Annotated in this window: 25 protein-coding genes; 16 read left to right on the forward strand and 9 right to left on the reverse strand. The window is 67.1% G+C overall.

Features of this window, described 5'->3' with window-relative positions; translation table 11 throughout:
* The first annotated feature begins 33 nt into the window (after positions 1-33).
* Complete coding sequence (locus ACHMXB_RS17935) at positions 34-516, forward strand: pyridoxamine 5'-phosphate oxidase family protein (protein WP_395400569.1); 483 nt, start codon at positions 34-36, stop codon at positions 514-516.
* A gap of 107 nt (positions 517-623) precedes the next feature.
* Here ACHMXB_RS17935 and ACHMXB_RS17940 read toward each other — a convergent pair whose 3' ends face one another.
* From ACHMXB_RS17940 to ACHMXB_RS17975, 8 genes are all read right to left on the reverse strand, one after another.
* On the reverse strand, positions 624-1,427 hold the full coding sequence (locus tag ACHMXB_RS17940) for a hypothetical protein (RefSeq protein ID WP_395400571.1): 804 nt from the start codon (positions 1,425-1,427) through the stop codon (positions 624-626).
* 60 nt (positions 1,428-1,487) lie between these two features.
* The gene (locus tag ACHMXB_RS17945) at positions 1,488-2,654 is read right to left on the reverse strand and encodes a cytochrome P450 (RefSeq protein ID WP_395400573.1); all 1,167 of its coding nucleotides are present in this window, start codon (positions 2,652-2,654) and stop codon (positions 1,488-1,490) included.
* Positions 2,655-2,703: 49 nt separating this feature from the next.
* Positions 2,704-3,627, reverse strand: coding sequence for an AEC family transporter (locus ACHMXB_RS17950; RefSeq protein WP_395400575.1), 924 nt, complete (start codon positions 3,625-3,627; stop codon positions 2,704-2,706).
* A gap of 73 nt (positions 3,628-3,700) precedes the next feature.
* The gene (locus ACHMXB_RS17955) at positions 3,701-4,303 is read right to left on the reverse strand and encodes a TetR/AcrR family transcriptional regulator (protein ID WP_395400577.1); all 603 of its coding nucleotides are present in this window, start codon (positions 4,301-4,303) and stop codon (positions 3,701-3,703) included.
* Between the two features lie 175 nt (positions 4,304-4,478).
* Positions 4,479-4,685, reverse strand: coding sequence for a hypothetical protein (locus tag ACHMXB_RS17960; protein WP_395400579.1), 207 nt, complete (start codon positions 4,683-4,685; stop codon positions 4,479-4,481).
* A gap of 111 nt (positions 4,686-4,796) precedes the next feature.
* Positions 4,797-5,264 (reverse strand): SRPBCC family protein, encoded by a 468-nt coding sequence (locus tag ACHMXB_RS17965; protein ID WP_395400581.1) that lies wholly within the window; start codon positions 5,262-5,264, stop codon positions 4,797-4,799.
* A gap of 78 nt (positions 5,265-5,342) precedes the next feature.
* Positions 5,343-5,804 carry a hypothetical protein gene (locus tag ACHMXB_RS17970; protein WP_395400583.1) on the reverse strand — a complete coding sequence of 154 codons (462 nt, stop codon included), beginning with the start codon at positions 5,802-5,804 and terminating at the stop codon, positions 5,343-5,345.
* A gap of 92 nt (positions 5,805-5,896) precedes the next feature.
* On the reverse strand, positions 5,897-6,535 hold the full coding sequence (locus tag ACHMXB_RS17975) for a hypothetical protein (RefSeq protein ID WP_395400585.1): 639 nt from the start codon (positions 6,533-6,535) through the stop codon (positions 5,897-5,899).
* A 122-nt stretch (positions 6,536-6,657) separates the two neighbouring features.
* Here ACHMXB_RS17975 and ACHMXB_RS17980 point away from each other — a divergent pair, with 122 nt between their 5' ends.
* The 4 genes from ACHMXB_RS17980 to ACHMXB_RS17995 all read left to right on the forward strand — a co-directional run bounded on the left by ACHMXB_RS17980 (position 6,658) and on the right by ACHMXB_RS17995 (position 10,385).
* The gene (locus tag ACHMXB_RS17980; RefSeq protein ID WP_395400587.1) at positions 6,658-7,035 is read left to right on the forward strand and encodes a VOC family protein; all 378 of its coding nucleotides are present in this window, start codon (positions 6,658-6,660) and stop codon (positions 7,033-7,035) included.
* Positions 7,036-7,041: 6 nt separating this feature from the next.
* A complete protein-coding gene (locus ACHMXB_RS17985) occupies positions 7,042-8,064 on the forward strand; it encodes a PHP domain-containing protein (protein WP_395400589.1) in 1,023 nt (340 codons plus the stop codon).
* A gap of 130 nt (positions 8,065-8,194) precedes the next feature.
* On the forward strand, positions 8,195-9,577 hold the full coding sequence (locus tag ACHMXB_RS17990) for an MFS transporter (protein WP_395400591.1): 1,383 nt from the start codon (positions 8,195-8,197) through the stop codon (positions 9,575-9,577).
* Between the two features lie 31 nt (positions 9,578-9,608).
* A complete protein-coding gene (locus ACHMXB_RS17995; protein ID WP_395400593.1) occupies positions 9,609-10,385 on the forward strand; it encodes an SDR family NAD(P)-dependent oxidoreductase in 777 nt (258 codons plus the stop codon).
* A 38-nt stretch (positions 10,386-10,423) separates the two neighbouring features.
* Here the strand turns inward: ACHMXB_RS17995 and pdxA are convergent, their stop codons facing one another.
* Complete coding sequence (gene pdxA / locus ACHMXB_RS18000; protein WP_395400595.1) at positions 10,424-12,775, reverse strand: 4-hydroxythreonine-4-phosphate dehydrogenase PdxA; 2,352 nt, start codon at positions 12,773-12,775, stop codon at positions 10,424-10,426.
* Between the two features lie 162 nt (positions 12,776-12,937).
* Here pdxA and ACHMXB_RS18005 point away from each other — a divergent pair, with 162 nt between their 5' ends.
* The 11 genes from ACHMXB_RS18005 (at position 12,938) to ACHMXB_RS18055 (ending at position 23,252) form a co-directional block, all read left to right on the forward strand.
* Complete coding sequence (locus ACHMXB_RS18005; RefSeq protein WP_395400597.1) at positions 12,938-14,512, forward strand: ABC transporter substrate-binding protein; 1,575 nt, start codon at positions 12,938-12,940, stop codon at positions 14,510-14,512.
* Between the two features lie 3 nt (positions 14,513-14,515).
* Positions 14,516-15,451: an ABC transporter permease gene (locus tag ACHMXB_RS18010; RefSeq protein WP_395400599.1), complete on the forward strand. Its 936-nt coding sequence runs from the start codon at positions 14,516-14,518 to the stop codon at positions 15,449-15,451.
* A complete protein-coding gene (locus ACHMXB_RS18015; protein WP_111904644.1) occupies positions 15,448-16,380 on the forward strand; it encodes an ABC transporter permease in 933 nt (310 codons plus the stop codon). Before ACHMXB_RS18010 ends, ACHMXB_RS18015 begins: the two co-directional genes overlap by 4 nt.
* Before the next feature lies 1 nt (position 16,381).
* A complete protein-coding gene (locus ACHMXB_RS18020; RefSeq protein ID WP_395400602.1) occupies positions 16,382-17,302 on the forward strand; it encodes an ABC transporter ATP-binding protein in 921 nt (306 codons plus the stop codon).
* Entirely contained in the window at positions 17,295-18,119 is an 825-nt protein-coding gene (locus tag ACHMXB_RS18025; protein WP_395400604.1) for an ATP-binding cassette domain-containing protein, read from the forward strand. Before ACHMXB_RS18020 ends, ACHMXB_RS18025 begins: the two co-directional genes overlap by 8 nt.
* A gap of 99 nt (positions 18,120-18,218) precedes the next feature.
* Complete coding sequence (locus ACHMXB_RS18030; RefSeq protein ID WP_395400606.1) at positions 18,219-19,208, forward strand: aldo/keto reductase; 990 nt, start codon at positions 18,219-18,221, stop codon at positions 19,206-19,208.
* 54 nt (positions 19,209-19,262) lie between these two features.
* Positions 19,263-20,039: an HpcH/HpaI aldolase/citrate lyase family protein gene (locus ACHMXB_RS18035; RefSeq protein ID WP_395400608.1), complete on the forward strand. Its 777-nt coding sequence runs from the start codon at positions 19,263-19,265 to the stop codon at positions 20,037-20,039.
* Positions 20,040-20,042: 3 nt separating this feature from the next.
* A complete protein-coding gene (locus ACHMXB_RS18040; RefSeq protein WP_395400610.1) occupies positions 20,043-21,305 on the forward strand; it encodes an exo-alpha-sialidase in 1,263 nt (420 codons plus the stop codon).
* Positions 21,302-21,982, forward strand: a complete 681-nt coding sequence (locus ACHMXB_RS18045; protein ID WP_395400612.1) for an SDR family NAD(P)-dependent oxidoreductase — start codon at positions 21,302-21,304, stop codon at positions 21,980-21,982. The genes ACHMXB_RS18040 and ACHMXB_RS18045 overlap by 4 nt, the downstream gene beginning before the upstream one ends.
* An 87-nt stretch (positions 21,983-22,069) precedes the next feature.
* The gene (locus ACHMXB_RS18050) at positions 22,070-22,861 is read left to right on the forward strand and encodes a DeoR/GlpR family DNA-binding transcription regulator (protein ID WP_395400614.1); all 792 of its coding nucleotides are present in this window, start codon (positions 22,070-22,072) and stop codon (positions 22,859-22,861) included.
* A gap of 34 nt (positions 22,862-22,895) precedes the next feature.
* Entirely contained in the window at positions 22,896-23,252 is a 357-nt protein-coding gene (locus tag ACHMXB_RS18055) for a hypothetical protein (protein ID WP_395400616.1), read from the forward strand.
* The last annotated feature ends 4 nt before the right edge of the window (positions 23,253-23,256 follow it).

Here is a 23,256-nt window from a genome sequence, read left to right on the forward strand (position 1 = left end):
TGAGAACGTACTCGAGCAGAACGAGGTGACAGCATGACGGGCACGGAAAGCATCAGCAAGGTCACGGACATCATCAACGATTCCCACATCGGAATGTTCACCACCATCAATGAAGAAGGCGTCCTGGTCAGCCGGCCGCTGGCCGTCCAGGACGTGAAGGACGACGGCGACATGTGGTTCTTCACCGGAGAAGGAACCTCCCAGGTGGCCCACGTGACTGCCGATGCCAGGGTCAACGTGTCCTTCGGCAAGCGGACCGAGTGGGTCTCGGTCGCCGGGACCGCCGAAGTGGTGCGCGACCGGGCCAAGATCCGCGAACTGTGGAACCAGTCCGTCGACGCCTGGTTCCCGGACGGGCCGGAAACCCCCGAGGTGGTGCTTCTGCGCGTGGACTCCGACTCCGCCGAGTACTGGACCAGTCCCGGCGGGACAGCGGCGACGGTCCTGCAGTGGGTCAAGTCGAAGGTCACCCACAGCCGCATGAGCGTCGGTGAAAGCGGCACCGTGGAGCTGTAGCTCCCGCTACCAACAGCAACGCGGGGTCACTTAGCGCCCAATCCGGACCCCGGAAAGGGCGATATCTGACCCCGCGTTGCTGTTGCTGCCCGCTTTGAGCTCGTGCGTCAGAGGCAGGAGTAGTCGTAGTCGAAGCCGCCGGAGACGTACTGGGTGAGCGAGACCTTGCCGCCGCCGGTTAACGGTGCACCCGAGCAGTTGCGGGAGGCTGCGGTCAGGGTCCGTGCTCCGGCCAGCCAACTGGGGAGCGTATACAGCGGGCTGGTAGCCGGGACGGTGCCGGCGATCTGTGACCACTGGGTGGCGGTGGAGTAGATGCCCGTCTTCGCGTTGATGCTGCCGAAGAAGGCGACCATTCCCTCCAGATCCGCTCGGTTGGCCACCTTGTCGCCGGACCAGGAGTTTCCGGTTTCCACATCCAGCCACCAAATGTAGCTGGACGGGTTGCTGATGCCGCGGATGTGCGCGTCGTCGTAGGCCTTGGCCCAGCCGTACATGTAGGAACAGGCCGGACCGACGTCGTTCGCTTTGCAGTCGCCGTAGGGGTTGAAGACCTTGGTTCCGGCGTAGGTGTTGCTGATGGGCCACCAGCTGCCGGCAAGTCCGGGATTGGCTGTATTGACGTATAGCTGCACCTTGGGTTGCGTCTGCGTACCCGGCGAGGACCCCGCCCAGGTCAGCTGTGTGGCCAGGCACGGGTTCGTGGTGTTCGCGAGACCGTTGTTGACCCCTACGATCCCGAAAGCCGGTCCCTTCGGCAGGGCCTTGCCGCACTGGGGCCAGGAAACATCATTGCCGACTCCTGCAGCGGCAGCCTGGGCGGGGACTGCCGGAAGCATCAGCAGCACGGCGGCAGCCAGCGCCGGAAGCAATCGGAATTTGGACAGAACGGATCGAGTAGCGGACATCATCGGCCTTCCTCGGCAGGGCTGTAAACGAAGGAACCAGCATCCGTTCCAATCGCGGTCGGGTCAAGAGGTGGTCCAGCTGGCGGGCAGCTCCTTGAGCCCGTAAATGATGGTGCTGTCCATCCGCTCAAGGCGGGCTCCCGGGGTGAGGGTAAGCCCGGGGAGCCGGTCCAGAATGCCCTGCAGCGCGATCCTGGCTTCGAGCCTGGCCAGCGGGGCGCCGAGGCAGAAGTGGATGCCGTGGCCGAAGGCGAGATGCCGGTTCGGTGTCCGGTCGATGTCGAACTGTTCGGGTTCACGGAATTGGTGTTCATCGCGGTTGGCCGATCCGATCCAGGCAACCAGCGGCGCCCCGGCCGGGACCGCGACGTCGCCCAGCGTGGTGTCAGCAGCTGTCACCCGGTACATCGACTGGACGGGGGAGCGGTAGCGCAGCACTTCTTCTATGGCCTGGGGTAGCAGGGACGGCTCGGCGCGGAGCCGTCCCATCGTTCCGGGCTCTTGGGTGAAGCTGAGGACCGCGTTGCCGATCAGGTTGGTGGTTGTTTCATTGCCGGCCACGAGCAGGAGGCTGCAGAAGCCGAGCAGTTCGGCCACGCTCAGCTTCTGCCCGTCGATCTCGGCCACGAGCAGGTTGCTGATCAGGTCAGTTCCGGGCTGGCGCCTGCGGTGTTCGATGAGGGCCAGGAAGTACTCGGTCATTTCCCGGTTGGTGGCGCTGTGGTCGGCGGTCTGCGCTCCGGTCTGCGTCTGGCTGACGATCACGTCGGACCAATGCTTGAAGCGGTCGCGGTCCTCGGCGGGGATGCCCATGAGCTCGGCGATCACGATCACCGGCAGCGGGTAGGCCAGTTCGGCAATGAGGTCTGCCGAACCCCGGGAAGCAATCCCGTCCAGCAGCTCCTCCGTCAGGGCCGAGATGCGCGGTGCAAGTGCGTCCACGGCCTTCGGGGTGAACGCCTGGGTCACGAGGGAGCGCAGCTGCCGGTGCCGGGGCGGGTCGGCGGTGATCAGGCTCGCCGCGAACAGCTGGCCCGTCTCGGATGGATCGTCCCCTCCCATTCTCGACGAGAAGGTGGCGTGTTCGGACAGAACCCGTTGGACGTCGTCGTACCTGTAGACATGCCAGCTTCCGGATGCCTCGTCCTGGAACACGGGTGCGGACTCCCGCATCTTTTCGTACTGCGGGAAGGGATCCAATGAAGGCCCGTCACTGTTCACGAAGTCCATTGGCAGAGTTTATTCCGGGAAGGCGCCGCCGTCAGTAGCTGGGCAGAACTCAGCCAAACAGCCAGGCCGCCCCCAGAAGCAGGGGGATTGCCAAGGCCGAGGTGGTGACGGCTGTGGATTGCGCAAGGTTCTGGCCCACGCCGTACCGGACTGCGTAAAGGACCACGTTCTGCCCGGTGGGAAGGATCGCGCAGGCCGTGACAACGAAGGTGCTGAAGGTGTCGAGGTGGAACACGAACACGGCCAGCAGCCACGCGAGAGCCGGCTGGACGGCGGACTTAAGAACGACGGCGAACAGGGTGGGGACGCGGTCCACCGAGTCTTGGCGCGGTGAGAGGCCGTGCAGCGACATGCCGAAGATGATCAGCATCAGCGGAACCGTCAGCTGGGCCACCAGTTTCAGAGGATCCAGCACCAGGTCCGGAAGTGCAATCCCGGCTGCGCTGACGATGACGCCGAGGATGGCTGCCACCGTGACGGGGTTGCGCAGGGGAGTGGACAGGATGCTCCACACGGATGTCCTTTTCCCCTCAGGATCGGTCAGGTCCAGGATGGTCAGCGCCACCGGGGTTACCAGCGCCAACTGAAACAGCATGATCGGCGTGACGAATGTGGCACTGCCGAGAATGTAGAGGGACAGCGGAACGCCGAGGTTTGTGGAATTGACGATTCCGGTGGCAAGTGCGCCGACCGTGGTGCGCCGGACGCCCCACCGGCCGATTGCCCCGCTGAGCGCGAACAGCGCCATGCAGCAAAGTGCCGTGACAACGGAGATGAGGCCTGTCTGGCTGAGGACTTCGGAGATGTGCCGCGAGGCGATCGTGGAGAACATCAGGCTCGGCAGCCCCACCATGAAGGTCAGGGTGGACAGCACTTTCGTCCCGTGCGGCCCAAGGGCGTTTGTCCTGGCCAAGATGTAGCCGACGAGCAGGACCATGCCCACCACAAAGAATCCCTTTAAGACTCCATCCAAGCCGCTGTCCTCGCTCGTCTGTTTCACCATTACGACGCCGGGGGTCCGGGCTTATCTAAGACTACAGTGTTATTTAGCGCAATCCCTGGATGGCGTTCCAGTAGAGGCGGCTGCAGCGCTGCACGAGTTGCTCGTCAGGCATACTTTTCACGGCCCGAAAATCCATGATCTCCCTGGAGTTGAACATGGCGTTGAACAGGGAAAGTGCGTAGGGAAGCTGGTCCCCGCCGATGTTGGCTTCCTCGAGCAACTGCCGGACGGGTGGCCCCCACACCCGTTCCAGGGCGTGGGCGTGGGGTTCGCCGGCCTGCAGCCTAGTGAGGAACCCTTCGCGGGAGCGGACGAGAACCATGGCCGGGCCGTACTCAGCCACCACCTTGAGCCATTGCGCCATGGTGTCCTTGAAGAGGTCCATTCCGGTGCTTTCCAGGCTCTTCGTCGACTCGTAAAGCTCGTCAATGACGCTCAGCATGAACTTGCGGTGAAGTTCATCGAGCGTCGGAAAGTACCGGTAGGCCGTGGCGAGGGAGAGGCCCGCGCGTTCTGCCACGGCGGGCATGGTTGCCGAGTCAGGGTCCTCGCGGAGAAGCTCGCCGACAGCCACCACGAGTTCCTGCTGGTTGCGGATCGAATCCTGCCGGAGGCGGCGCTGCCGCGGCGCAGCTTCTGGCTTCACGTCCTGCCCCTCCATCGGTTGACGTCGATCAGTGCTCTCTAGACGATAGTCCAGCGTCCGCGCACCCAGAAAAGACGGGTTCCCGCGCACAGTCGCGGGAACCCGTCTTTTCGGTACTGCGTCTTTTCGGTACTGCGGCCCGGCCGGAACCGGTTCGAGCCAGAACTCGATACAACTACAGCCCGAGGCCTCCAAGCTTGTCCCCCAACCCGCCGGGAAGCTTGCCCAGCAGGTCTGCAGGATTGATGCCGAGCTTGGAGAGCAGCCCGGCGTGCTGGTCGGTGTCCACCTGGTCAGGCAGCTCGTTGTCGGCCTGTGCAGCCTTGTCGTTGTCGCCTCGGGACTTGAGGAATTCGAGGATCTGGGACTTGTCGATCTGCATGGGATTCTCCTTTTGCGATTTCCGGAACTGCTAAGGATGCTTACTACCATTCCGGGAAAAAGGCCCCTCGAACAAGTGCCGGGCAGGAACCCGTGACCGAGGAACCTCAGACTAGGCGGGCCGGCTCCCGACGACTGAAGCCAAGGTCGCCAGGCCCTTCTCGAAGTCGCCACCCACCATCTTGTCCATGTTCATGAACAGCGCAAATACCTTTCCGATGCCTTTGTGCTCGCCGACCATGGTCCAAGTGACACGGGTTCCTCCACCCTCCGGAACGAACGTAAAGGCAGTGGGGTTGACCGCGTGGAAAGGCTTGGTGAACTCGAGCCGGATCCGAACGACGTCCGCTTCCTTCGACTCGACGATCTCCATGGTGCCGGCACCTGCCTTGCGGTTGCCGCTCCACGCATACTTGGCGCCGACGCCGGCTTCCGCGCCGGAGTAGGTCCGCTTCATGTCCGGGTCCACGGACTCCCAGGGCGACCACTTGGGCCATTCGCGGAAGCTGTTGACCAGCGGAAACACGTCCTTGGCCGGGGCGGGGATGACTGTGCTGCGCGTGACTGAGTACGTTGACATGGGCTCATCCTATGGCTGGCTCCTCCAACCTGCCCGCTGCAACCCGGGGGAAACAGCGGGCCGTTATCGCAGCCGCCGCTAGCTGTTGGCGGTGGCGTCGCCGGAGCCCTGCTGACCGCCGCGCCCGCCGGGACCGCCGAAGCCCTCCTCGGTACCGGTAACTGCGAAGTTCGCATCCAGCAACACGGTGGCACGGGTGCCGTCCGCCTTGGTGATGTGGGCTTCATAGGTAGCGCCGTCGGCGTCGGTTTCCATCCGGTCGATGGTGGCGCCGGGCTGGACGGCCTTGACGGCGGCCTCAACCTTGGCTGCCGTGTCGCCTGTCAGGATTTCCTCGGTTTTCCCGTTCGCCTGGTGTTGGCCTCGGGGTCCGCCGCCTCCGCTTCCGCCGGCGTCGCCGTAGCCGCCCTGTGCGTAGGTCGACGTCGAGGATGCCGTGCTGCTGTCCGCCATGGCGGGGAGGGCTGCGGCGCCGATCGCCCCGCCCCCGACGACGGCGGCAAGGACTATTCCTGCCGTCATCTTGTTGATTGTGGCCATTGTGAATCTCCTATTCTCCGGGCCCGGCGAAGGCCGGGCCGGCCGCTGGTGCGGCCTGGGAAAATAGTCCGATTCGGGTGTGTGATGCGGCTTCACCGCCTCTGTGCTGTGCCTGTGAGCCTTGTGCCTGTGAAAGGTGCCGGCCGCAGGGTGGCCGGGACTCCTGCTGCGGTTTCCGCGCGGTCCAGCGCCTGGCCGAGGCGATCCACTGCATGCGGATACCCGGAATCCCAGGCAGTTTTCAGCGTCTCCGCCTCCCGCAGGGCCTTCACGAAAGCAGCGGTCTCAGGCCGTGCGACGTCCGCAAGGTCCGGATAGCTGATGGCGAGTGCGGGGTCCAGTTCGTACCGCGCCCAGCGTCGCAGGATCTCTTCATGCACGACGGCGGCCGCCCGGCACAGCGGACCGTCCGCCCGCCGGCGCCGCCGGGTTTCGTACCAGGTGAGCACCGCCGGACTGCTGCGGTAGGCGGCAATGCCGCTCACCCCTGCCACGGCGGCCAGGGCCAGGCCCGCAGGCGGCGAGGCAACGGCGGGAATGAGCAGGGCCGGGGCGATCACCACCGCACCCCCGAAAAGGTCCCAGAACAGCAGGTCTGGACTGTCGCCGTCGGACGTCTTCATGTGGTGGCGCACGACGAGAACAGTGCAGGCGACGGCGGCCGCCAGCACTGCGCTCCAGAGGACCAGCTGCAGCAGCCCCAACGGGGCGGCTTCGGAAACTGCGGGCACCACTGCACCTCCCAAGGACGGGCGGGCCCGGCAATTCCGGCCGCACTTAAATTGCAGCCCCTATCGCGGCGCTGGTCAACGGCCGGTTTGCAGCGGCGGCCGTGCGGCGTAGCGTAGGCGCCATGCGACTCAAAATGTGCAGCATCCACGTTCAGGACCCTGCCGCGGCGCACTCCTTCTACACGGAGACCCTCGGCTTCGACACGCTCATGGCCATGCCCGAGCACAACCTCTTCATCATCAAGGACCCCGGAGCGGCCTCCGGTGCCGGCCTGCTGCTGGAGCCCAGCGACAACCCCATTGCCTCCGCCTACAGCAAGGGGCTGTACGACGCCGGGATCCCCGCCATCGTCTTTGGCGCACCGGACGTCAAGGCCGAGTACGAGCGGCTGTCCGCCGCCGGAGTCCGGTTCCGGGGCGAGCCTGCCGAGGACCCCTTCGGGATCACCGCAGTGTTCGATGACGGTTGCGGCAACTACATCCAGCTACACCAGGACTAGCCCTGAATGGACGCCGCAGACGCCCTCAACGAGATCGCCTTCTGGCTCGAGCGCTCCGCCGCGCCGACGTTCAAGGTCCAGGCCTTCCGGAAGGCGGCCGGCGTCATCAGCGGACTGACGCCGGACGAGGTGGCGGAGCGCACCCGCGACGGCAGGCTCAAGCGAACGAAGGGGATCGGGGACACCACCTTTAACGTCATCCGGCAGGCTGTGGACGGCGATGTGCCCGACTATCTGGAAAAGCTGCGGCAGGGCGGCGCCAAGCCACTCGCGGCCGGGGGAGACGGGCTCCGCGCGCAGCTCCGCGGCGACCTGCACAGCCACAGTGACTGGTCCGACGGCGGTTCCCCGCCGGAGCTGATGGCCGCCGCCGCCCGGCACCTGGGCCGCGAATACCTGGCCCTGACGGACCACTCGCCGAACCTGAAGATCGCGAACGGGCTGACTGCCGAGCGGCTCACCGAGCAGCTGGACGTGGTGGCCGGGCTGAACGGCGACGCCGACGGCGGCTTTCGGCTGCTGTCCGGCATCGAGGTGGACATCCTGGAAAACGGCGAGCTGGACCAGACGCCGGAGATGCTGGACCGGCTGGACGTGGTGGTGGCCAGCGTGCACTCCAAGCTCCGCTCGGACCGGCGCACCATGACGGAGCGGATGCTCGGCGGCATCTCCGATCCGCACACCAATGTGCTGGGCCACTGCACCGGCCGTCTGCTGCAGGGGTCCCGCGGGACCCGTCCTGAGTCAGAATTCGATGCCGAGCGGGTCTTCGCGGCCTGCGCGGCAGCCAATGTCGCCGTCGAAATTAACTCCCGGCCGGAACGGCAGGACCCGCCGGACAATCTGATGCAGCTGGCGCTCGAGGCCGGGTGCCTTTTCAGCATCGACAGTGACGCCCACGCGCCGGGGCAGCTGGACTTCCTGCAGTACGGCGCCGAGCGGGCCGAACGCAACGGGGTTCCGGCTGAACGCATCATCACCACGTGGCCCCTGGAACGGCTGCTGGAGTGGCTGGACAGCAGGAACTAGCGGCAGCCAATGGAAGGCTGCCTTCGCTCAAGAATTTAGTAAGCATAATGACTATCTGTGCACGGAGTGGTAAACCTTATCGTTCCGCCGAGGAACCCCGGCGGGTCCGTCTCTTCCTGCGAGGTGCACCATGAGCGCTGCGAATCCCGCGAACCATCTCGACGAACTTGGCCGGCGGACCCTTCGAAAAGTGCGCGGCCGGCTCATGCCGCTCATTGTGCTGCTCTACTTCGTGGCGTACCTGGACCGGAACAACGTGGGTTTCGCCAAGCTGACCATGAGCGAGGACATCGGCCTCAGTGCCGCGGCCTACGGCCTCGGTGCGGGCATGTTCTTCATCGGCTACGCACTGCTGGAGATCCCCAGCAACGCCGGCATGTACAGGTTCGGCGCCCGGAAGTGGATCGCACGCATCCTGATCTCGTGGGGCATCTTCGCCACGGCCATGGCGCTGGTGAACGGAGAGACCACCTTCTACATCATCCGCTTCCTGCTCGGCGCGGCCGAGGCAGGCTTCTTCCCGGCCATCCTCTTCTTCCTGACCCTGTGGTTCCCCGCCCAGCAGCGTGTGCTTGTACTGGGCATCTTCATCCTGGCGCAACCCGTCTCCAATGCGCTCGGTGCCCCGGTGTCCGGACTCCTACTCCAGATGGAGGGCGTCGCGGGCCTGCACGGCTGGCAGTGGCTGTACATCATCGAAGGCATTCCGGCGATCCTCCTCGGCCTGCTTACCCCTGTCCTCATGACTGACCGGCCAAGCCACGCGCACTGGCTCGCCGCGGATGAGCGGGAATGGCTCACCCGGACCATGGACGCGGAACTCGCCCACAAGCAAAAGGGCCAGCCGCACCACTTCCTCGCCGGCCTGAAGGATTCCCGGACCATCGCCTACTCGGCGCTGTACTTCGGCCTGGTCTGCGGTATCTACGGCCTGGGCCTGTGGATGCCTACGATCGTGGCCGCACTCGGCAAGTTCACCACCACGGAGGTGGGCTTCATCGTCGCCATCCCGTACACCATCGCCGCTGTGTTCGTTTACTACTGGGGCCGCCGGTCCGACCGCACTGGAAACCGCGTCATGCACGCCAGCATCAGCATGGTGATGGCCGCCGTCGGCCTGGTTGCTGCCGGCAGCCTGGTGCAGGTCAACGCCATCCTGGCCCTGATCGCCCTGACCTTGGCGGCCATGGGCATCTACTCCGCCATTGCCCCCTTCCTGGCGATGCCGTCCACAGCGTTGGTGGGAGCGGCGGCCGCGGCCGGCCTCGCGATGGTGAATTCACTCGGCAACCTGGGCGGCTTCGTGGCGCCGTACATCGTGGGTGTGCTCAATGATGCCACCGGCGACAACCGTTCCGGCCTGCTCTTCCTGTCCGCCTGCCTCGCTATTACCGCCGTCGCCACCTTCCTGTACGCCCGCAAACGTCCCGAAGGGCACGTGAAGCCGGGCACCCACGCTGCTGTCGGTGAAGAAGCAGTCGCCGCCGACGAGTTCGACGACACCAAGTACTGACACTGCAGCAAACGACGAGGGGATCACCGAAATGACGCACCACGACACGTTCCCGGCCGAACGCACCGCGGTGCTGACCGGGGCAGCCTCCGCACGGGGCATTGGCCGGGCGACGGCGGAAATGCTCGCCAGCCAGGGCTGGTCCGTGGCCATCCTCGATATCGACGGCGACGCTGCCCGGCGCGCGGCGGAGGACATCTCCTCGGTGTACGGCGTGGCGGCCAGGGGCGTGGGCGCCGACGTCTCCGACCAGGCCACCGTGAACGCCGCCATCGACGAGGTGGAGGCTAACCTGCCGCCCATCGTGGGACTGGCCAACCTGGCGGGCATCAGCTCACCCACGGAGTTCATGGACGAGACGCTCGAGGCCTGGGAGCGGGTGTTCCGGGTCAACATGACCGGCACGTTCCTGGTCACCCAGCGCGTGCTCCGCGGCATGATCGAACGCAGGCTCGGCCGGGTGGTCAGCGTCTCCTCCATCTCCGCGCAGCGCGGAGGCGGCACCTACTCCAAGGTCGCCTACAGCGCATCGAAGGCAGCCATCATCGGCTTCACCCGGGCGCTCGCACGGGAGATGGGCCAGTACAACATCACCGTCAACTGCATAGCCCCGGGGCCGGTGGACACCGATATCATGGGCGGCACCCTGACCGACGAACGCAAGGCGGACATGTCCAGGGACATCCTCATGGGCCGGGTGGGCACGGTCCGCGACATCGCCGCCCTCATGGCGTTCCTGATGGGGGAGGACGCCGGCTACATCACCGCCGCGACGTACGACATCAACGGCGGCCTGCAGATCTCCTAGTGCTTAGGCTGCGGCGGGGCTGCCCTGCGGCGGGCCGCTCAGGCTGCCGCGGGGCTGGGCGACATCTCGGCCGCCTGGCGCAGCGCCTCGATCATGCTGCGCACGTCCACGATGCCCTTGCCCGCGATGTCGAAGGCCGTGCCGTGGTCCACGGACGTGCGGATGACTGGCAGGCCCACCGTGATGTTGACGCCGGCCTCGATGCCGAGGACCTTGATCGGACCGTGGCCCTGGTCGTGGTACATCGCCACGATGAGGTCGTAGTCGCCGCGGCCGGCCAGGAAGAACGCGGTGTCCGCCGGGAGCGGGCCGCGGGCGTCGATGCCGTCGGCCTGGAGCTTTTCGATGGCCGGGGTGATCTTCTCGGCTTCCTCACCGTAGCCGAACAGACCGTTTTCGCCTGCGTGCGGGTTGATGGCGCACACGCCGATCTTGGGGTTGGCGATGCCGGCGCGCTGCATGGCGCTGTGGCCTCGGCGTACGGTCCGCTCCACCAGGCCGGGCTCAATCTTGTTGATCGCGTCGATAAGGCCGATGTGCGTGGTGACGTGGATGACCTTGACCTTGGGCGTGGACAGCATCATGGACACTTCCTCGACCCCCATGAAGTGCGCGAGCAGTTCGGTGTGGCCCGGGTAGATGTGGCCCGCCTTGTGCAGCGCAGCCTTGTTCAGGGGCGCCGTGCAGATGCCCTGGACCTGTCCGGCCATGCCCAGCTCGCATGCGATCCGGATGTAGTGGTAGGCGGCATTGCCGGCCTCGGCGGATTCCTGGCCCCACGGCAGGTCGGCCGAAAGCAGCTTCGGGTCGATCACGTTGATCCGGCCGGCTTCGAAGACGGCGTCGCCCACCGCCTCCACCTCGACGATGTTCGCTTCCACGCCCAGCGCCTTGGCACCCAGCTGCAGCCGGTGGACGTCGCCGATGACCACCGGGCGGCAGTCGCGGTAGGCGTTCTGGTCGAGAAGAGCACCGACAGTCACCTCGGCGCCGACGCCGGCGCCGTCGCCCATGGTCACGGCGATGAAGGGCCGGGTGTCCTGTTCGGTTGCGTTCACTGCAGATGTCATTGGAGCTCCAGGTGTGTGGGAGGGGTGGGAAGTGCCGGTGGAAGACCGAAGGTCTTTGATGGCGCAGTAGAGCTGGACGAGGGCGTCGCTGTCGCCGAAGCTGCCGGGCTTGGTGCCCACCAGCCGCCCGTCGTCGGAAAGGCTGACCACGGCGCCATGCTGTACGGACGCCAGCGGGGTCAGCGAGCGGATGCCGAGGGCGTCGAGGACCTCGCGGGCCGTTTCGCCGCCGGTAAGGATCAGGTCCGCGGCTGCCGCGGGACCTGCGGCTTGTGGACCAGTTGCCGCGGGACCAGTTGCCGCGCCGGCAGTTAGACGGGCGAGGTTCCGCACGATCGTGCCGGACTCCTCGGGATTGACGACGCCGGCGCTGACAGTCAGCACTGCCGGCTCGCCTGCCGCCAGGAGCTGCTGCGCTTCCGCGAGCCTGGACCGGAAATCCGCGGGATCCTGAAGCTCGCCGGGAGCGATCCGGAGGGCGGTGAAGCCGCCGGCTTCCAGGTTCCGCAGCTGAGCCGCGGCTTTCGCCGAGGCGGAGCCGACGGCGGCCAGCACTGTTCGTGGTCCGGCCGCGGCCGTCAGCCCGCGCAACGCCTGCTTTTGCGCGTTCCGCGCAGAATTGCTGCCCAGTTTCGCCGCGAGCAGCAGGGCCATGCCGCCGGTTCCGGCCAGCACGATGCGACGTCCTCCGGCCCTGAAGCCCAGGTCAAGCAGCGCGTCCGCCACAGCCTCCAGATCGGCCGGAGTCTCACCGTCGACGATCACGGCGGCGGGAGTGGCGCCGGAAAGGCGATCGGACAGGAAGCCGCGCAGGCCGCCTGACCGCACCGTGGACAGCTCCGCAAGCTGCGCCGCAGGGCCAGGGCCCAGCAGCTGCGCGAGTTCCGCGGGCGGGGCGGCTGGTTCTGCCCGCCACAGGTCCGTTCCGTCCAGCCGGACTCCGTCGGCAAAAGGCTTGCCGCCCACGACTGTCCGGTTCAACTGGGGGAGCGCGCCGGCCACCACAACATGGTGTCCCAGGGCCGAAAGCGCCGCGAGTTCCGGGCCAACATTGCCCCGCCACAGGGAGTCAATTTTCTTGAACAGGACGCCTGCGCCGTCTGCAGCTTCGCTGCTGAATACGGCAGCAGCAGCCGCGGCGGCGATGTCCGGGGCCACGGCCCGCGAGTGGGTGTCGACCACCAAAACGTCCGGGGCATTTTCGGTGCCGGCATCCCCGGGGGACAGGAGGAGGCGCGTGTCCAGCCCCTGGACCGCAAAGCATTGCCCCACTTCTGCTGCACCAGAAAAGTCATCGGCCTGGATGAGTACTGCAGCCACGTTGTCCTCCCTTCTTCTGGTTGTCGGTAGCACCATGATGGCATGACTGCGCGAATTGCGCTAGACCGGTTGCGCAATTCGCGCAGAGGTGGCAGAGTGATGCATGTAACACGGCGCAGGCCATCCGGCCCCCAGCCGTCCCATTCAACCGAGAGGTCAACGATGACCGTTCTTCCTCAAGGAAGTGAGATCTCACGGCGCCGCCTCCTGCAGTTCGGCGCAGCCGCCGGATTTCTCCTGGGCACAGGCTCCATGGCCGGGTGTGCCGGCCCCACGGGCCTGCCGGGACCCAGCACCCTGACGCTGGCCCTGAACAGGTCCCTCGTCAGCCTGGACAACAAGCTCAACCAGTTCGATGCCGCCGTCACCGTCCAGCGCGCCGTGCGGCAGGGGCTGACAGCCATCGGCCCCGAAACCAAGCCGATCCTCGTCCTCGCGGACCGCTTTGAGATGACCTCACCCACCGCGTGGACAGTGCGGCTGCGCGAGGGCGTCCGCTACTCGGACGGCACCCCAGTGGCCATCGAGGACATCGCCACGGCGCTGAAGATGTACCAGCAGGTGCAGGGTTCCTTCGTCGCCGGGTTCTTCCCCGAGTTCCCTACGGTGGTTCCCGTGGATGACCGGACGTTCCGGATGGAGTCCAAGAACCCCATCCCCATCCTCGATTCCCTCATGAGCATGATCCTGATCAGCCCGGCAGCCAAGAACAAGCCGGAGGAGCTGCAGGAAGGTGTGGGCACCGGCCCCTACGTGGTGACCAAGTTCAACCGCGGCGCCGGCACCTACAGCCTCAAGCGCAACGAGAACTACTGGGGCCCTGCCCCCAAGGTGGACAACGTCGAGGTCCGCTTCCTGCCCGAGGAATCCAGCCGCGTCATTGCGCTGCGCAGCGGCGAGGTGGACGTCATCGACTCCATCACGCCCGACTCGCGTGAACAGCTGGCCGGACTTCCCGGCGTCGTCCTTGCGGAGGCGTCAAGCCTCCGGCTGAACCAGATCTTCTACAACTTCCGCAAGCCCTCGAGCCACCCGCTGTCCGATGTCCGCGTCCGTGAGGCACTCAGCTGGGCGGTGGACGGCGAGGCCCTGGTCAAGGACGTCCTGGTCGATTCGGTCAGCGAGGCCGAAGGCGTGGTTCCGTCCAGCCTCACTGGCTTCTCCAAGACCGGCAACTACACCTACGACCCGGAGAAGGCCAAGGCAACGCTGAAGAGCCTCGGCGTCACGGACCTGAACCTGAAGATCATCTGGGAAACCGGCGAGTTCGCCTCCGACACCTCCGTGATGGAGGCCCTCGTGGAGATGTTCGGCAACATCGGTGTGAAGACCCAGCTGCAGCAGTTCGAGCCCGGCGGCAACATCCTGGCCTGGCGCCAGGGCAAGCAGGGCGACTGGGACCTGCTTGGCAACGGCTTCAGCAGCCCCACCGGCCTGGCCATCACTATGATGCAGGGCATGTACGCCGGAACCGCGGAAAGGGAAAAGACCCGCGACACCTACCAGGGCTACGTGGTCCCGGACGTGCAGGCCAAGATTCAGGCCGCATCCTCCGAGGTGGACCCGGTGCGCCGCGAGCAGCGGCTCGCCACCGCGCAGAAGGCCATCTGGGAAACCTGGCCGTGCGCCTGGGCATTCGTTCCCAAGTCGGTGCTGGCCCACCAGAAGCGCGTGGCGGACCTGTCGCTGGCCCCCACCAACTCCTACCCCCTTGTTGACGTCCGGCTGGAGGCCTGAGTCATGACCAAGTACATCCTCAAGCGGCTGGGTCAAGGCCTGCTGACCGTGTTCCTGACGGTTTCCACGGTCTTCATCCTGATCCGCCTGGCTCCTGGTGATCCGGCCGTGTCCTACGCCGGACCGCTGGCCACCACCGAGCAGCTGGCCAAGGTCCGCGAACAGTTCGGCCTGGACCGTCCACTGCTGGAGCAGTACTGGATCTTCCTGCAGCAGCTGTTCACCGGCAACCTCGGCACCTCCTACTCCTTCCAGGCCCCGGCCATGCAGGTGGTGGCGGAGCGGATGCCGTACACGCTGACCCTCGCCACGGCGTCCATCCTGCTCACCGCCGTGGTGGCCATCCCGCTGGGCGTGTGGATGGCCCGCCGCCCGGACACCAACCGCGAACTCGGCGTCAACGTCCTCACCATCGCCGGGCAGTCCATGCCGGACTTCTGGACGGGCATCATGCTCCTCACCGGCTTCGCCGTCCTCATTCCGCTGTTCCCGGCCTCCGGTTTCGCCACCTGGGGCGGGCTGGTCCTTCCCACCGTCACCATCGCCATCCTGCAGATCGCGCTGATCTCCCGGATGGTGCGTCGGGAGATGACGTCCAACTTCGCCGCCCCTTACCTGACCGTGGCGCGGTCCAGGGGAGTGGGCAGTCCGGCACTGACCTGGCGCTATGCCATGGGCAACTCCGCCATCCCGGTCTTCACCGCCCTCGGCACCCGTTTCGCTGCCATGCTCAACGGCGTGGTGGTGGTGGAAGTGGTGTTCGCCTGGCCCGGCGTCGGCTCCCTCATTGTCCGTGCCCTCGAAACCCGCGACTACCCCCTCATCCAGGCGACCGTCCTCCTGACGGCACTGCTGGCCGTTGCCGTCCAGCTGGTCATCGACCTCGCCTACCCGCTTCTTGATCCCCGCGTTCGTCTTGGAAAGGCGGCAGCAGCATGAGCCTCAGTGACACCGCAACGCCGGCGGCCTCCGCCGCACAACCGCCCCGGACACCCTCTGCCAGCGCCGTCACGAAGGAGCTCGTGGCGAAGGCCGGCGCCACCCGCCGCCGCAACGCGGCCAAGTGGAAGCTGCGCATCGGTGCCGTCTGCACGCTGATCGTCATTATTCCCATCCTGCTGGCCCAGGTGCTTCCGCTTCCTGACGCCAACCACCAGGACCTGTCCGCCCGCCGCCTGGCGCCCCTGGTGGACGGCCACCTGTTCGGCACCGACCAGCTGGGCCGCGACCTGCTCTCCCGGGTCCTGCACGGCGGCCAGGTGTCCCTGACCATCGGCATCCTGGCCGTGGTGGTCTCCGGCGCCATCGGCATCATCCTCGGTGCCGCCGCCGGCTACTTCGGCGGCTGGGTGGACACCGTGGTCTCGCGGGTCCTCGAGGCCCAGATGTCCCTGCCGCTCCTCATGATGCTGCTGCTGGTGGTGGCCCTCTTCGGCCCGTCCATCCCGGTCATCACCTTCGTCATTGCGATTGCGCAATGGCCGGAAGTGGCCAGGCTGACCCGGTCCATGGTGCTCGTGGAACGCGAAAAGCCCTATGTCTCGGCGGCGCGCATCCTGGGCCTGCACCGCATCCAGATCCTCATCCAGCACATCATCCCGAACGTCATCAAGCAGGCAACCCTCGTGGTGCTGCTGCTCCTGGCCCAGGCCGTCCTGCTCGAGAGCGCCCTCAGCTTCCTCGGCGCCGGCCCCCAGCGGCCGTTCGCCACCTGGGGACGCATCATCTCCGACGGCCAGGACTACATCACCACTTCCTGGTGGATGGTCACGCTGCCCGGCCTGGTGATCGTGCTGATGGTAGTGGGCGTCAACCTGCTGGGCGACGGCCTCCGCGACCGTCCCCGCCGCAAGAAGAAGGGTGCCTGACATGTCCGCACAGCCTGACACGAAAAGCTTCACCGAGCCGGCCCTGCTTGAGGTCCGCGACTTCCAGGTGGAGCTCATCACCGACGCCGGCATCATCCGGGCCGTCGATTCGGTGAACTTCAGCATCCATCGCGGCGAAACGGTCACCATCATCGGTGAGTCCGGTTCGGGCAAATCCACGACGGCGATGGGCATCCTCCGCCTGCTCCCGGACGATCTGGCGGTGCTTTCCGGCACCGTGCTCATCGACGGCGTGGACGTGGTGGCCGTACCCAAGGCCATCGACAAGGTCCGCGGCCGGACCGTCGCGCTCATCCCGCAGGACCCGATGACCGCGCTGAGCCCCGTGCACTCCATCGGCAGCCAACTCTCCGAGGCCATCCGGATTGCCGGCGCCGCCTCCAGAGACAAGGACGCCGTCCGGGCCCGTGCCATCCGGCTTTTGGAACAGGTTCATATTCCGACGCCGGAAGTGCAGCTGAAGAAGTACCCGCACCAGCTTTCCGGCGGCATGCTCCAGCGCGTGCTGATCGCGATCGCGCTGGCCAGTGAGCCGCAGCTGCTGGTGGCGGACGAACCCACCTCTGCGCTGGACGTCACGGTGCAGGCCGGCATCCTGGACCTCCTGCTGGAACTCCAGGAGCAGCGCGGCATCGGCGTCCTGATGATCACGCACGACCTCGGCGTGGCCCGGCTCATCTCGGACCGCATCCACGTGATGAAGGACGGTTCCTTCGTGGAGTCCGGGGACGTCCAGCAGGTCGTGGAGCAGCCGGCCACGGAATACACCCGCAACCTCCTGGCCGCCGTGCCCGTCCTGGGGCCGTGGGACGAGACCCCGGCCGGGACCACCGACCCAAAGTCCACTACCGCCGCGGCTGGAAACGCCGCCCTGACCAGCACCGGAGTCCAGAATGACTAAGCCGTTCCTCTCCGTCGAGAACCTCGTGGTGGACTACCACATCCCCGGCGGCACGTTCCGGGCCGTGGATGACGTGTCCTTCTCCGTGGACAAGGGCAAGACGATCGCCGTCGTCGGTGAATCCGGCTGCGGAAAGTCCACGATCGCCAAGGCGCTGATGCGCCTGGTGACGCCGGCCAGCGGCCGGATCGAGCTGGACGGCACGGACCTGGCCGCACTTAGCGAAGCCAAGCTGCGGCCGCTGCGTTCCAAGTTCCAGATGGTCTTCCAGGACCCGTACGGCTCCCTGGACCCGCACCTCACCGCCCAGGAAATCGTGGCCGAACCGCTGAAGCTGCAGGGCGTCCGGTCCAAGGCCGAGCGGCACAAGGAAGCTGCGAAGCTAATCGACCAGGTGGGCCTGCCGGCCAAGTCCCTGGACCGCCACCCTGCCGAGTTCTCCGGCGGCCAGCGGCAGCGCATCGGCATTGCCCGGGCGCTCGCCTCCAAGCCGGAACTGCTGGTCTGCGATGAAGCCACGAGCGCGCTGGACGTGTCCGTGCAGGCCCAGGTGCTGCGGCTGCTGAAGTCCATCCAGGACGAAACCGGCATCACCTACGTGTTCATCTCGCACAACCTTGGCGTCGTACAGGAGATCAGCGATAGCGTCATGGTCATGCAGCGCGGCAAGCTCGTGGAGTCCGGCAGCACCGCATCCGTGCTGACCGCACCCAAGGAGGACTACACCCGCAAGCTCCGCCGGGCGGCGCTGGACCCGTCCACCATGCGCGGCCTCAAGCCGCGGCACGTGGTCCGGTCGCTGGCGTTGAAAGGCTGACCCGGAGCCTGAACAGGCGCGTGGCCCGGACCCCTTAACCACCCCCGAACCCAACCACATTGCAACCGCACAGACACTGCAACCACGGAGAATCAACGCATGAGCAAGCAGCCAGAAGGCACCCCGGTGGAAGGACTGAAGCTTCCCATCTCACGGCTGGTCCTGGGCACCATGACGTTCGGCGACACCGCCGATGAGGCCACCGCCGGACGCATGGTGGAGGAGGCGCTCGACGCCGGCATCACCACCATCGACACCGCCAACGCGTACGTGGGCGGCGTGACGGAGGAAATGCTCGGGCGCCTCCTCAAGGGCTGCCGCGATGAGGTCATCCTTGCCTCCAAGGCCGGCATGCCGCACGCGGACCACGGCCAGCACACGCCGCTGTCCCCGCAGGGGCTGCGCAACAGCGTCGAGGGCAGCCTCCGGCGGCTCGGCGTGGACAGCATCGACCTGTTCTACCTCCACCAGCCGGACCGTGCCACCCCGCTGCGGGACACACTGCGCACCGTGGCCGAGCTGGCTGCCGAAGGGAAGATCGGGGCGCTGGGCGTCTCCAACTTCGCGGCCTGGCAGATCGCCGACGTCATCCATGTTGCCCGCGAGGTGGGTGCGCCCAGCCCCGTTGTAGCGCAGCAGCTCTACAACCTGGTGGCGCGGCGGGTGGAGGAGGAATACCTCGAGTTCGCTGCAACCCACAACGTCCACACCATGGTCTACAACCCGCTGGGCGGCGGCCTGCTCACCGGCAAGCACAGCTTCGAGGCCAAGCCCTCGGAGGGCCGCTTCGGCGATTCCAAGCTGGCCGCCATGTACACCCAGCGCTACTGGGACAAGCAGCTGTTCGACGCCGTCAGCGCCCTGGCCGGGATCGCCGACGGGGCAGGCGTCACCCTCGCCGAGCTGTCCCTGCGCTGGCTCGCCTTCCGGAAGGGCGTCGGGTCCATGCTGCTGGGCGGCTCCAAGGTGGAGCAGCTGCGCGCCAACATCGCCGCCGTTGCCAAGGGGCCGTTGCCCGAGGACGTTGCCAGCTCCTGCGACGCCATCGGCTCCGGGCTGCGCGGTCCCATGCCGGCATATAACCGCTGACGCATATACGACTGCTAGACGCCACCACCCACGAACTGAAGGTAGAAGATACAGATGACATCGGACCTGGCCATTGAATTCGCCCGCAAGATCCGCGCCCGTGAGCAGGCCGTCGGCTACTGGGCGGTGCTGGACGCGCCCGTGGCAACGGAACGCATCGGCCGGCTCGGCTACGACTACGTTGCCCTGGACGCCCAGCACGGGCTGCTCGGCTACTCGGGCGTACTGAACGGCCTCATGGCCATCGACGCCGGGCACACCGCCGTCGGCATGGTGCGCGTGGAGGCCAACGATTTCACCGCGATCGGCAAGGCGCTCGACGCCGGCGCCGTCGGCGTCATCGTCCCGCTCGTCAACAACGCCGCGGACGCCGCGGCCGCCGTCGCCGCAGCGAAGTACCCGCCCATGGGCGGCCGTTCCTACGGGCCCATGCGCTCGGCGCTGCGCATCGGCCCGGTCCCGGCTGACTCCAACGCCGCCACGATGGTCTTCGCCATGATCGAGACGCCCGAGGGGCTGGCCAGCGTGAAGGAGATCTGCGCGACGCCGGGCCTGGACGGCATCTACGTGGGCCCCTCGGACCTGGCCATCGCCGTCGGCGGCGCCTTTCCGGGCGACCCCGCCATCGAGGCCGAGTTCAACGCGGCGCTGGAAACCGTCGCCGAAGCGGCCGCCTCGGCAGGCATCGCCGCCGGTATCCACACCGCGGCCGGCGAGATCGCCGCCCAGCGGCTGCGGCAGGGCTACACGTTCACCACCGTCGCGTCGGACCTGACGCACCTGGAGCTGGCTGCCAAGGCGCACCTGGCTGCCGCCAGGTCGGAGGGCTGAGGCATGCAGACCACCAACACCGGCTACAGCACCATCACGCCCGACGGCGCCGTAAAGCGCGCGGACGGCGCAGACTTCGCCTACCTGCCGGCGCCCACCGTCCAGAGCCACGCCGCCAACCTCCTGACCCTGCCCGACGGCCGGCTCGGCTGCGTGTGGTTCGGCGGCACCCAGGAGGGCGTGCCGGACATCTCCATCTGGTTCTCCACCCTGGAACCGGGCAGCAGCCAGTGGTCACCGGCGCAGCAGCTCTCGGACGACTCGACCCGCTCGGAGCAGAACCCGATCCTGTTCACCGCGCCTGGCTCCGCCGGTCAGGACGGCGTGCTCTGGCTCCTGTACACCGCGCAAAAGGCGGGCAACCAGGACACGGCGGAGGTCCGCCGTCGTACTTCCACGGACAGCGGCGGCACGTGGGGGCCGGTGGAAACGCTGTTCCCGGCCAACGAAACGGGCGGCGTGTTCGTCCGGCAGTTGCCGGTGGTGCTGCCGTCCGGCCGCCTGATCATCCCGATCTTCCGCTGCATCACCACTCCGGGGGAGAAGTGGGTGGGCAACAGCGACGACAGTGCCGTGATGATTTCCGACGACGGCGGAGCCACCTGGCGCGAGCACATCCTGCCGGGCAGCCTGGGCTGCGTCCACATGAACATCCAGCCCGTGGCCGACGGTTCTCTGCTGGCGCTGTTCCGCAGCCGCTGGGCTGACTCGATCTACGAATCCCGCTCCACCGACGACGGCGCCACCTGGACCGAGCCCGTCCCCACCGAGCTGCCCAACAACAACTCCTCGATCCAGTTCGCCGCGCTCGCCGACGGCCGTCTGGCGCTGGTCTACAACCACAGCCGCGCGGAGGAGAACACCGAGCGGCGGCTGTCGCTCTACGACGAAATCGACGACGACGGCCTGGCCGCCGAACAGGGCCAGTTGGCGGAGCCGTCCCCGTCTGCCGCCGCCGGAACTGACGACGGCGAACGGCGCGCCTTTTGGGGGACCCCGCGCTCGCCCATGACGCTGGCCATCTCCGAGGACTCGGGCCGGACCTGGCCCATCCGGCGGAACCTCGACGTGGGGGACGGCTACTGCCTCTCCAACAATTCCCGCGACGGCCTGAACAGGGAGTACTCATACCCGTCCGTCCACCAGGGCCCGGACGGTGCGTTGAACATCGCGTACACCTACTTCCGGCAGGCCATCAAGTACGTCCGCGTGGACCCGCAGTGGGCGTACGAGGGCAGCGCCACTCCGGGAGGGGACGAGCAGTGACCGGCGCCCGCCACGCGGTTGTCACGGGCTGCAGCTCCGGCATCGGCAAGGCGATCGCCGTCCACCTGCTGGCGCACGGCTGGGCCGTCACCGGACTGAGCCGCAGCGAGACCTCGCTGGGGCCCGGGTTCCAGTGGCTGCATGCGGACCTGTCCGAACCGTCGTCGCTGGCGGAAACGGCGTCGGGGATCGGCCCGGCGGACGCGCTGGTCCACGCCGCCGGGTACCAGCGCACCGCGCCCTTGGGTGAGCTGGACCCGGATGCGCTCGCCGGCATGTTCGCCGTCCACGTGGGGGCCGCCAGTGCCCTGGCCAACGAGGTGGTCCCGCGGATGCCCGACGGCGGCCGGGTGCTGCTGATCGGCAGCCGGACCTCCACCGGCGCGGCGGGCAAGAGCCAGTATGCGGCCACGAAGGCGGCGCTGATGGGCATGGGCCGGACGTGGGCGCAGGAGCTTGCGCCGCGCGGCATCACGGTCAACGTGCTGTCGCCGGGGCCCACGGACACGCCCATGCTGGCCGACCCCGGCAGGGCAGCCACCCCGCCGAAGCTGCCCGCGCTTGGCCGGCTGGTGGATCCCGAGGACGTCGCGGCGCTCGCCGGTTTCCTGCTGGGGCCGCACGGAAAGTCCATCACCGGACAGAACTACGTGATCTGCGGCGGTGCCTCGCTGTGAGACGGTGATCGGAGCTTGTCAGATCCCGGTGGTTGAGCTTGCCGAAACCCCGGGCCCTACGATGGTGTGAGCAAAGGAGAGCCGCAGATGACCACCGCCAAAGCCAGGCGCGAAGAGATCTACCACCTTGCCGTCACCACGGGGCTGGCGTCTGTGGAGGAACTGTCACGGCATTTCCAGGTCACCGCCTCCACCATCCGGCGGGACCTCGCCCAGCTGAATGAGCAGGGGAAGCTGGCGCGGACCTACGGCGGAGCGGTGGCGCTGGGCGCGCATCCCGAACCGTCCCTGCGGCAGCGGACCGGTGAGGCGTACGAGCAGAAGCATGCCATCGCGGCCTGGGCGGCTGCGGAGGTGAAGGACGGCGAGAACGTACTGCTCGACGGCGGCTCCACTGTCGGTGCCCTGGCGCACTCCCTGCGCGGCCGGGAGAACCTGTCCGTCACGACGCCGGGAATCAACACGCTGCAGGAGCTGGCCGACTCGCCGGGCATTCAGGTGGACTGCCTCGGCGGCCGGTTGCGCGGCGTGAGCCAGACGTTCGTGGGTCCCCTCGCTGAGGCGGCCCTTGAGCGCATGAGCTTTGACCGGGTGTTCCTGGGTGCCGACGCCGTCACCGCCGACGACGGGCTCTGCGAGGCCGATCATGCGCAAACCCGGCTCAAGGAGCTCATGGCCCGGCGCGGCGATTCGGTTTACGTCCTGGCCGACTCCGGCAAGCTGGGGAAGCGGCCGTTCCACGCGTGGGCAAAGCTCGCCCTGCCGTGGACCCTGGTGACGGACTCCGGCGCCGATCCGGGCCAAGTAACGCTGTTCACGGAGGCCGGCGTACAGGTGCAGCTGGTACCGGTCCAGGCCGGGGAGCAGGCGTCGGCTTGAGGGAACACCGGCACGCCGGATTTTGTTATTAACAGTGACCCAAAATGAGCACTGCACATACCGCCTTAATGTCCCGCCCCGCCTGGGCGAACCCCTCCGGGTCGTCCCCGTGGAAGGGCCGGACAGCCTGAAAGACCTGCTCGGGGGCGACTTCGAGTCCGTCGCCCGGGGCGACTGGCACCTTTACCTCAACGCCGAGGGAACCTCGGCCAACCTGCCGGTGAACCTCTGCGCCGACCAACTGATGCACGACTGCGGCCTTGACCTGGCAGGCGCCGCCCGCGGCCCGGCGGTCATAGTCGGCCGTGACGCCAAGGGTAAGGACACCAGCATCCCGGAGCATCTGCTGCGCCTCGCGGCGGAACTCTTCGGAACCCCGCAGGCAGCCTGAGGGA

It is taken from the genome of Arthrobacter sp. UC242_113 (genome assembly GCF_044054585.1).
Lineage (GTDB): Bacteria > Actinomycetota > Actinomycetes > Actinomycetales > Micrococcaceae > Arthrobacter.

What these genes read in the sequence shown, in the direction of transcription:
- ACHMXB_RS18005 (WP_395400597.1), top strand. Translation starts at nt 12,938, where the DNA reads ATGACCGTTCTTCCTCAAGGAAGTGAGATCTCACGGCGCCGCCTCCTG.
- ACHMXB_RS18030 (WP_395400606.1), top strand. Translation starts at nt 18,219, where the DNA reads ATGAGCAAGCAGCCAGAAGGCACCCCGGTGGAAGGACTGAAGCTTCCC.
- ACHMXB_RS17945 (WP_395400573.1), bottom strand. Translation starts at nt 2,654, where the DNA reads ATGGACTTCGTGAACAGTGACGGGCCTTCATTGGATCCCTTCCCGCAG.
- ACHMXB_RS17970 (WP_395400583.1), bottom strand. Translation starts at nt 5,804, where the DNA reads ATGGCCACAATCAACAAGATGACGGCAGGAATAGTCCTTGCCGCCGTC.
- ACHMXB_RS17985 (WP_395400589.1), top strand. Translation starts at nt 7,042, where the DNA reads ATGGACGCCGCAGACGCCCTCAACGAGATCGCCTTCTGGCTCGAGCGC.
- ACHMXB_RS18015 (WP_111904644.1), top strand. Translation starts at nt 15,448, where the DNA reads ATGAGCCTCAGTGACACCGCAACGCCGGCGGCCTCCGCCGCACAACCG.
- ACHMXB_RS17940 (WP_395400571.1), bottom strand. Translation starts at nt 1,427, where the DNA reads ATGATGTCCGCTACTCGATCCGTTCTGTCCAAATTCCGATTGCTTCCG.
- ACHMXB_RS17980 (WP_395400587.1), top strand. Translation starts at nt 6,658, where the DNA reads ATGCGACTCAAAATGTGCAGCATCCACGTTCAGGACCCTGCCGCGGCG.
- ACHMXB_RS18025 (WP_395400604.1), top strand. Translation starts at nt 17,295, where the DNA reads ATGACTAAGCCGTTCCTCTCCGTCGAGAACCTCGTGGTGGACTACCAC.
- ACHMXB_RS17995 (WP_395400593.1), top strand. Translation starts at nt 9,609, where the DNA reads ATGACGCACCACGACACGTTCCCGGCCGAACGCACCGCGGTGCTGACC.
- ACHMXB_RS18050 (WP_395400614.1), top strand. Translation starts at nt 22,070, where the DNA reads ATGACCACCGCCAAAGCCAGGCGCGAAGAGATCTACCACCTTGCCGTC.
- ACHMXB_RS18035 (WP_395400608.1), top strand. Translation starts at nt 19,263, where the DNA reads ATGACATCGGACCTGGCCATTGAATTCGCCCGCAAGATCCGCGCCCGT.
- ACHMXB_RS17935 (WP_395400569.1), top strand. Translation starts at nt 34, where the DNA reads ATGACGGGCACGGAAAGCATCAGCAAGGTCACGGACATCATCAACGAT.
- ACHMXB_RS17990 (WP_395400591.1), top strand. Translation starts at nt 8,195, where the DNA reads ATGAGCGCTGCGAATCCCGCGAACCATCTCGACGAACTTGGCCGGCGG.
- ACHMXB_RS17960 (WP_395400579.1), bottom strand. Translation starts at nt 4,685, where the DNA reads ATGCAGATCGACAAGTCCCAGATCCTCGAATTCCTCAAGTCCCGAGGC.
- ACHMXB_RS18010 (WP_395400599.1), top strand. Translation starts at nt 14,516, where the DNA reads ATGACCAAGTACATCCTCAAGCGGCTGGGTCAAGGCCTGCTGACCGTG.
- ACHMXB_RS17965 (WP_395400581.1), bottom strand. Translation starts at nt 5,264, where the DNA reads ATGTCAACGTACTCAGTCACGCGCAGCACAGTCATCCCCGCCCCGGCC.
- ACHMXB_RS18020 (WP_395400602.1), top strand. Translation starts at nt 16,382, where the DNA reads ATGTCCGCACAGCCTGACACGAAAAGCTTCACCGAGCCGGCCCTGCTT.
- ACHMXB_RS18040 (WP_395400610.1), top strand. Translation starts at nt 20,043, where the DNA reads ATGCAGACCACCAACACCGGCTACAGCACCATCACGCCCGACGGCGCC.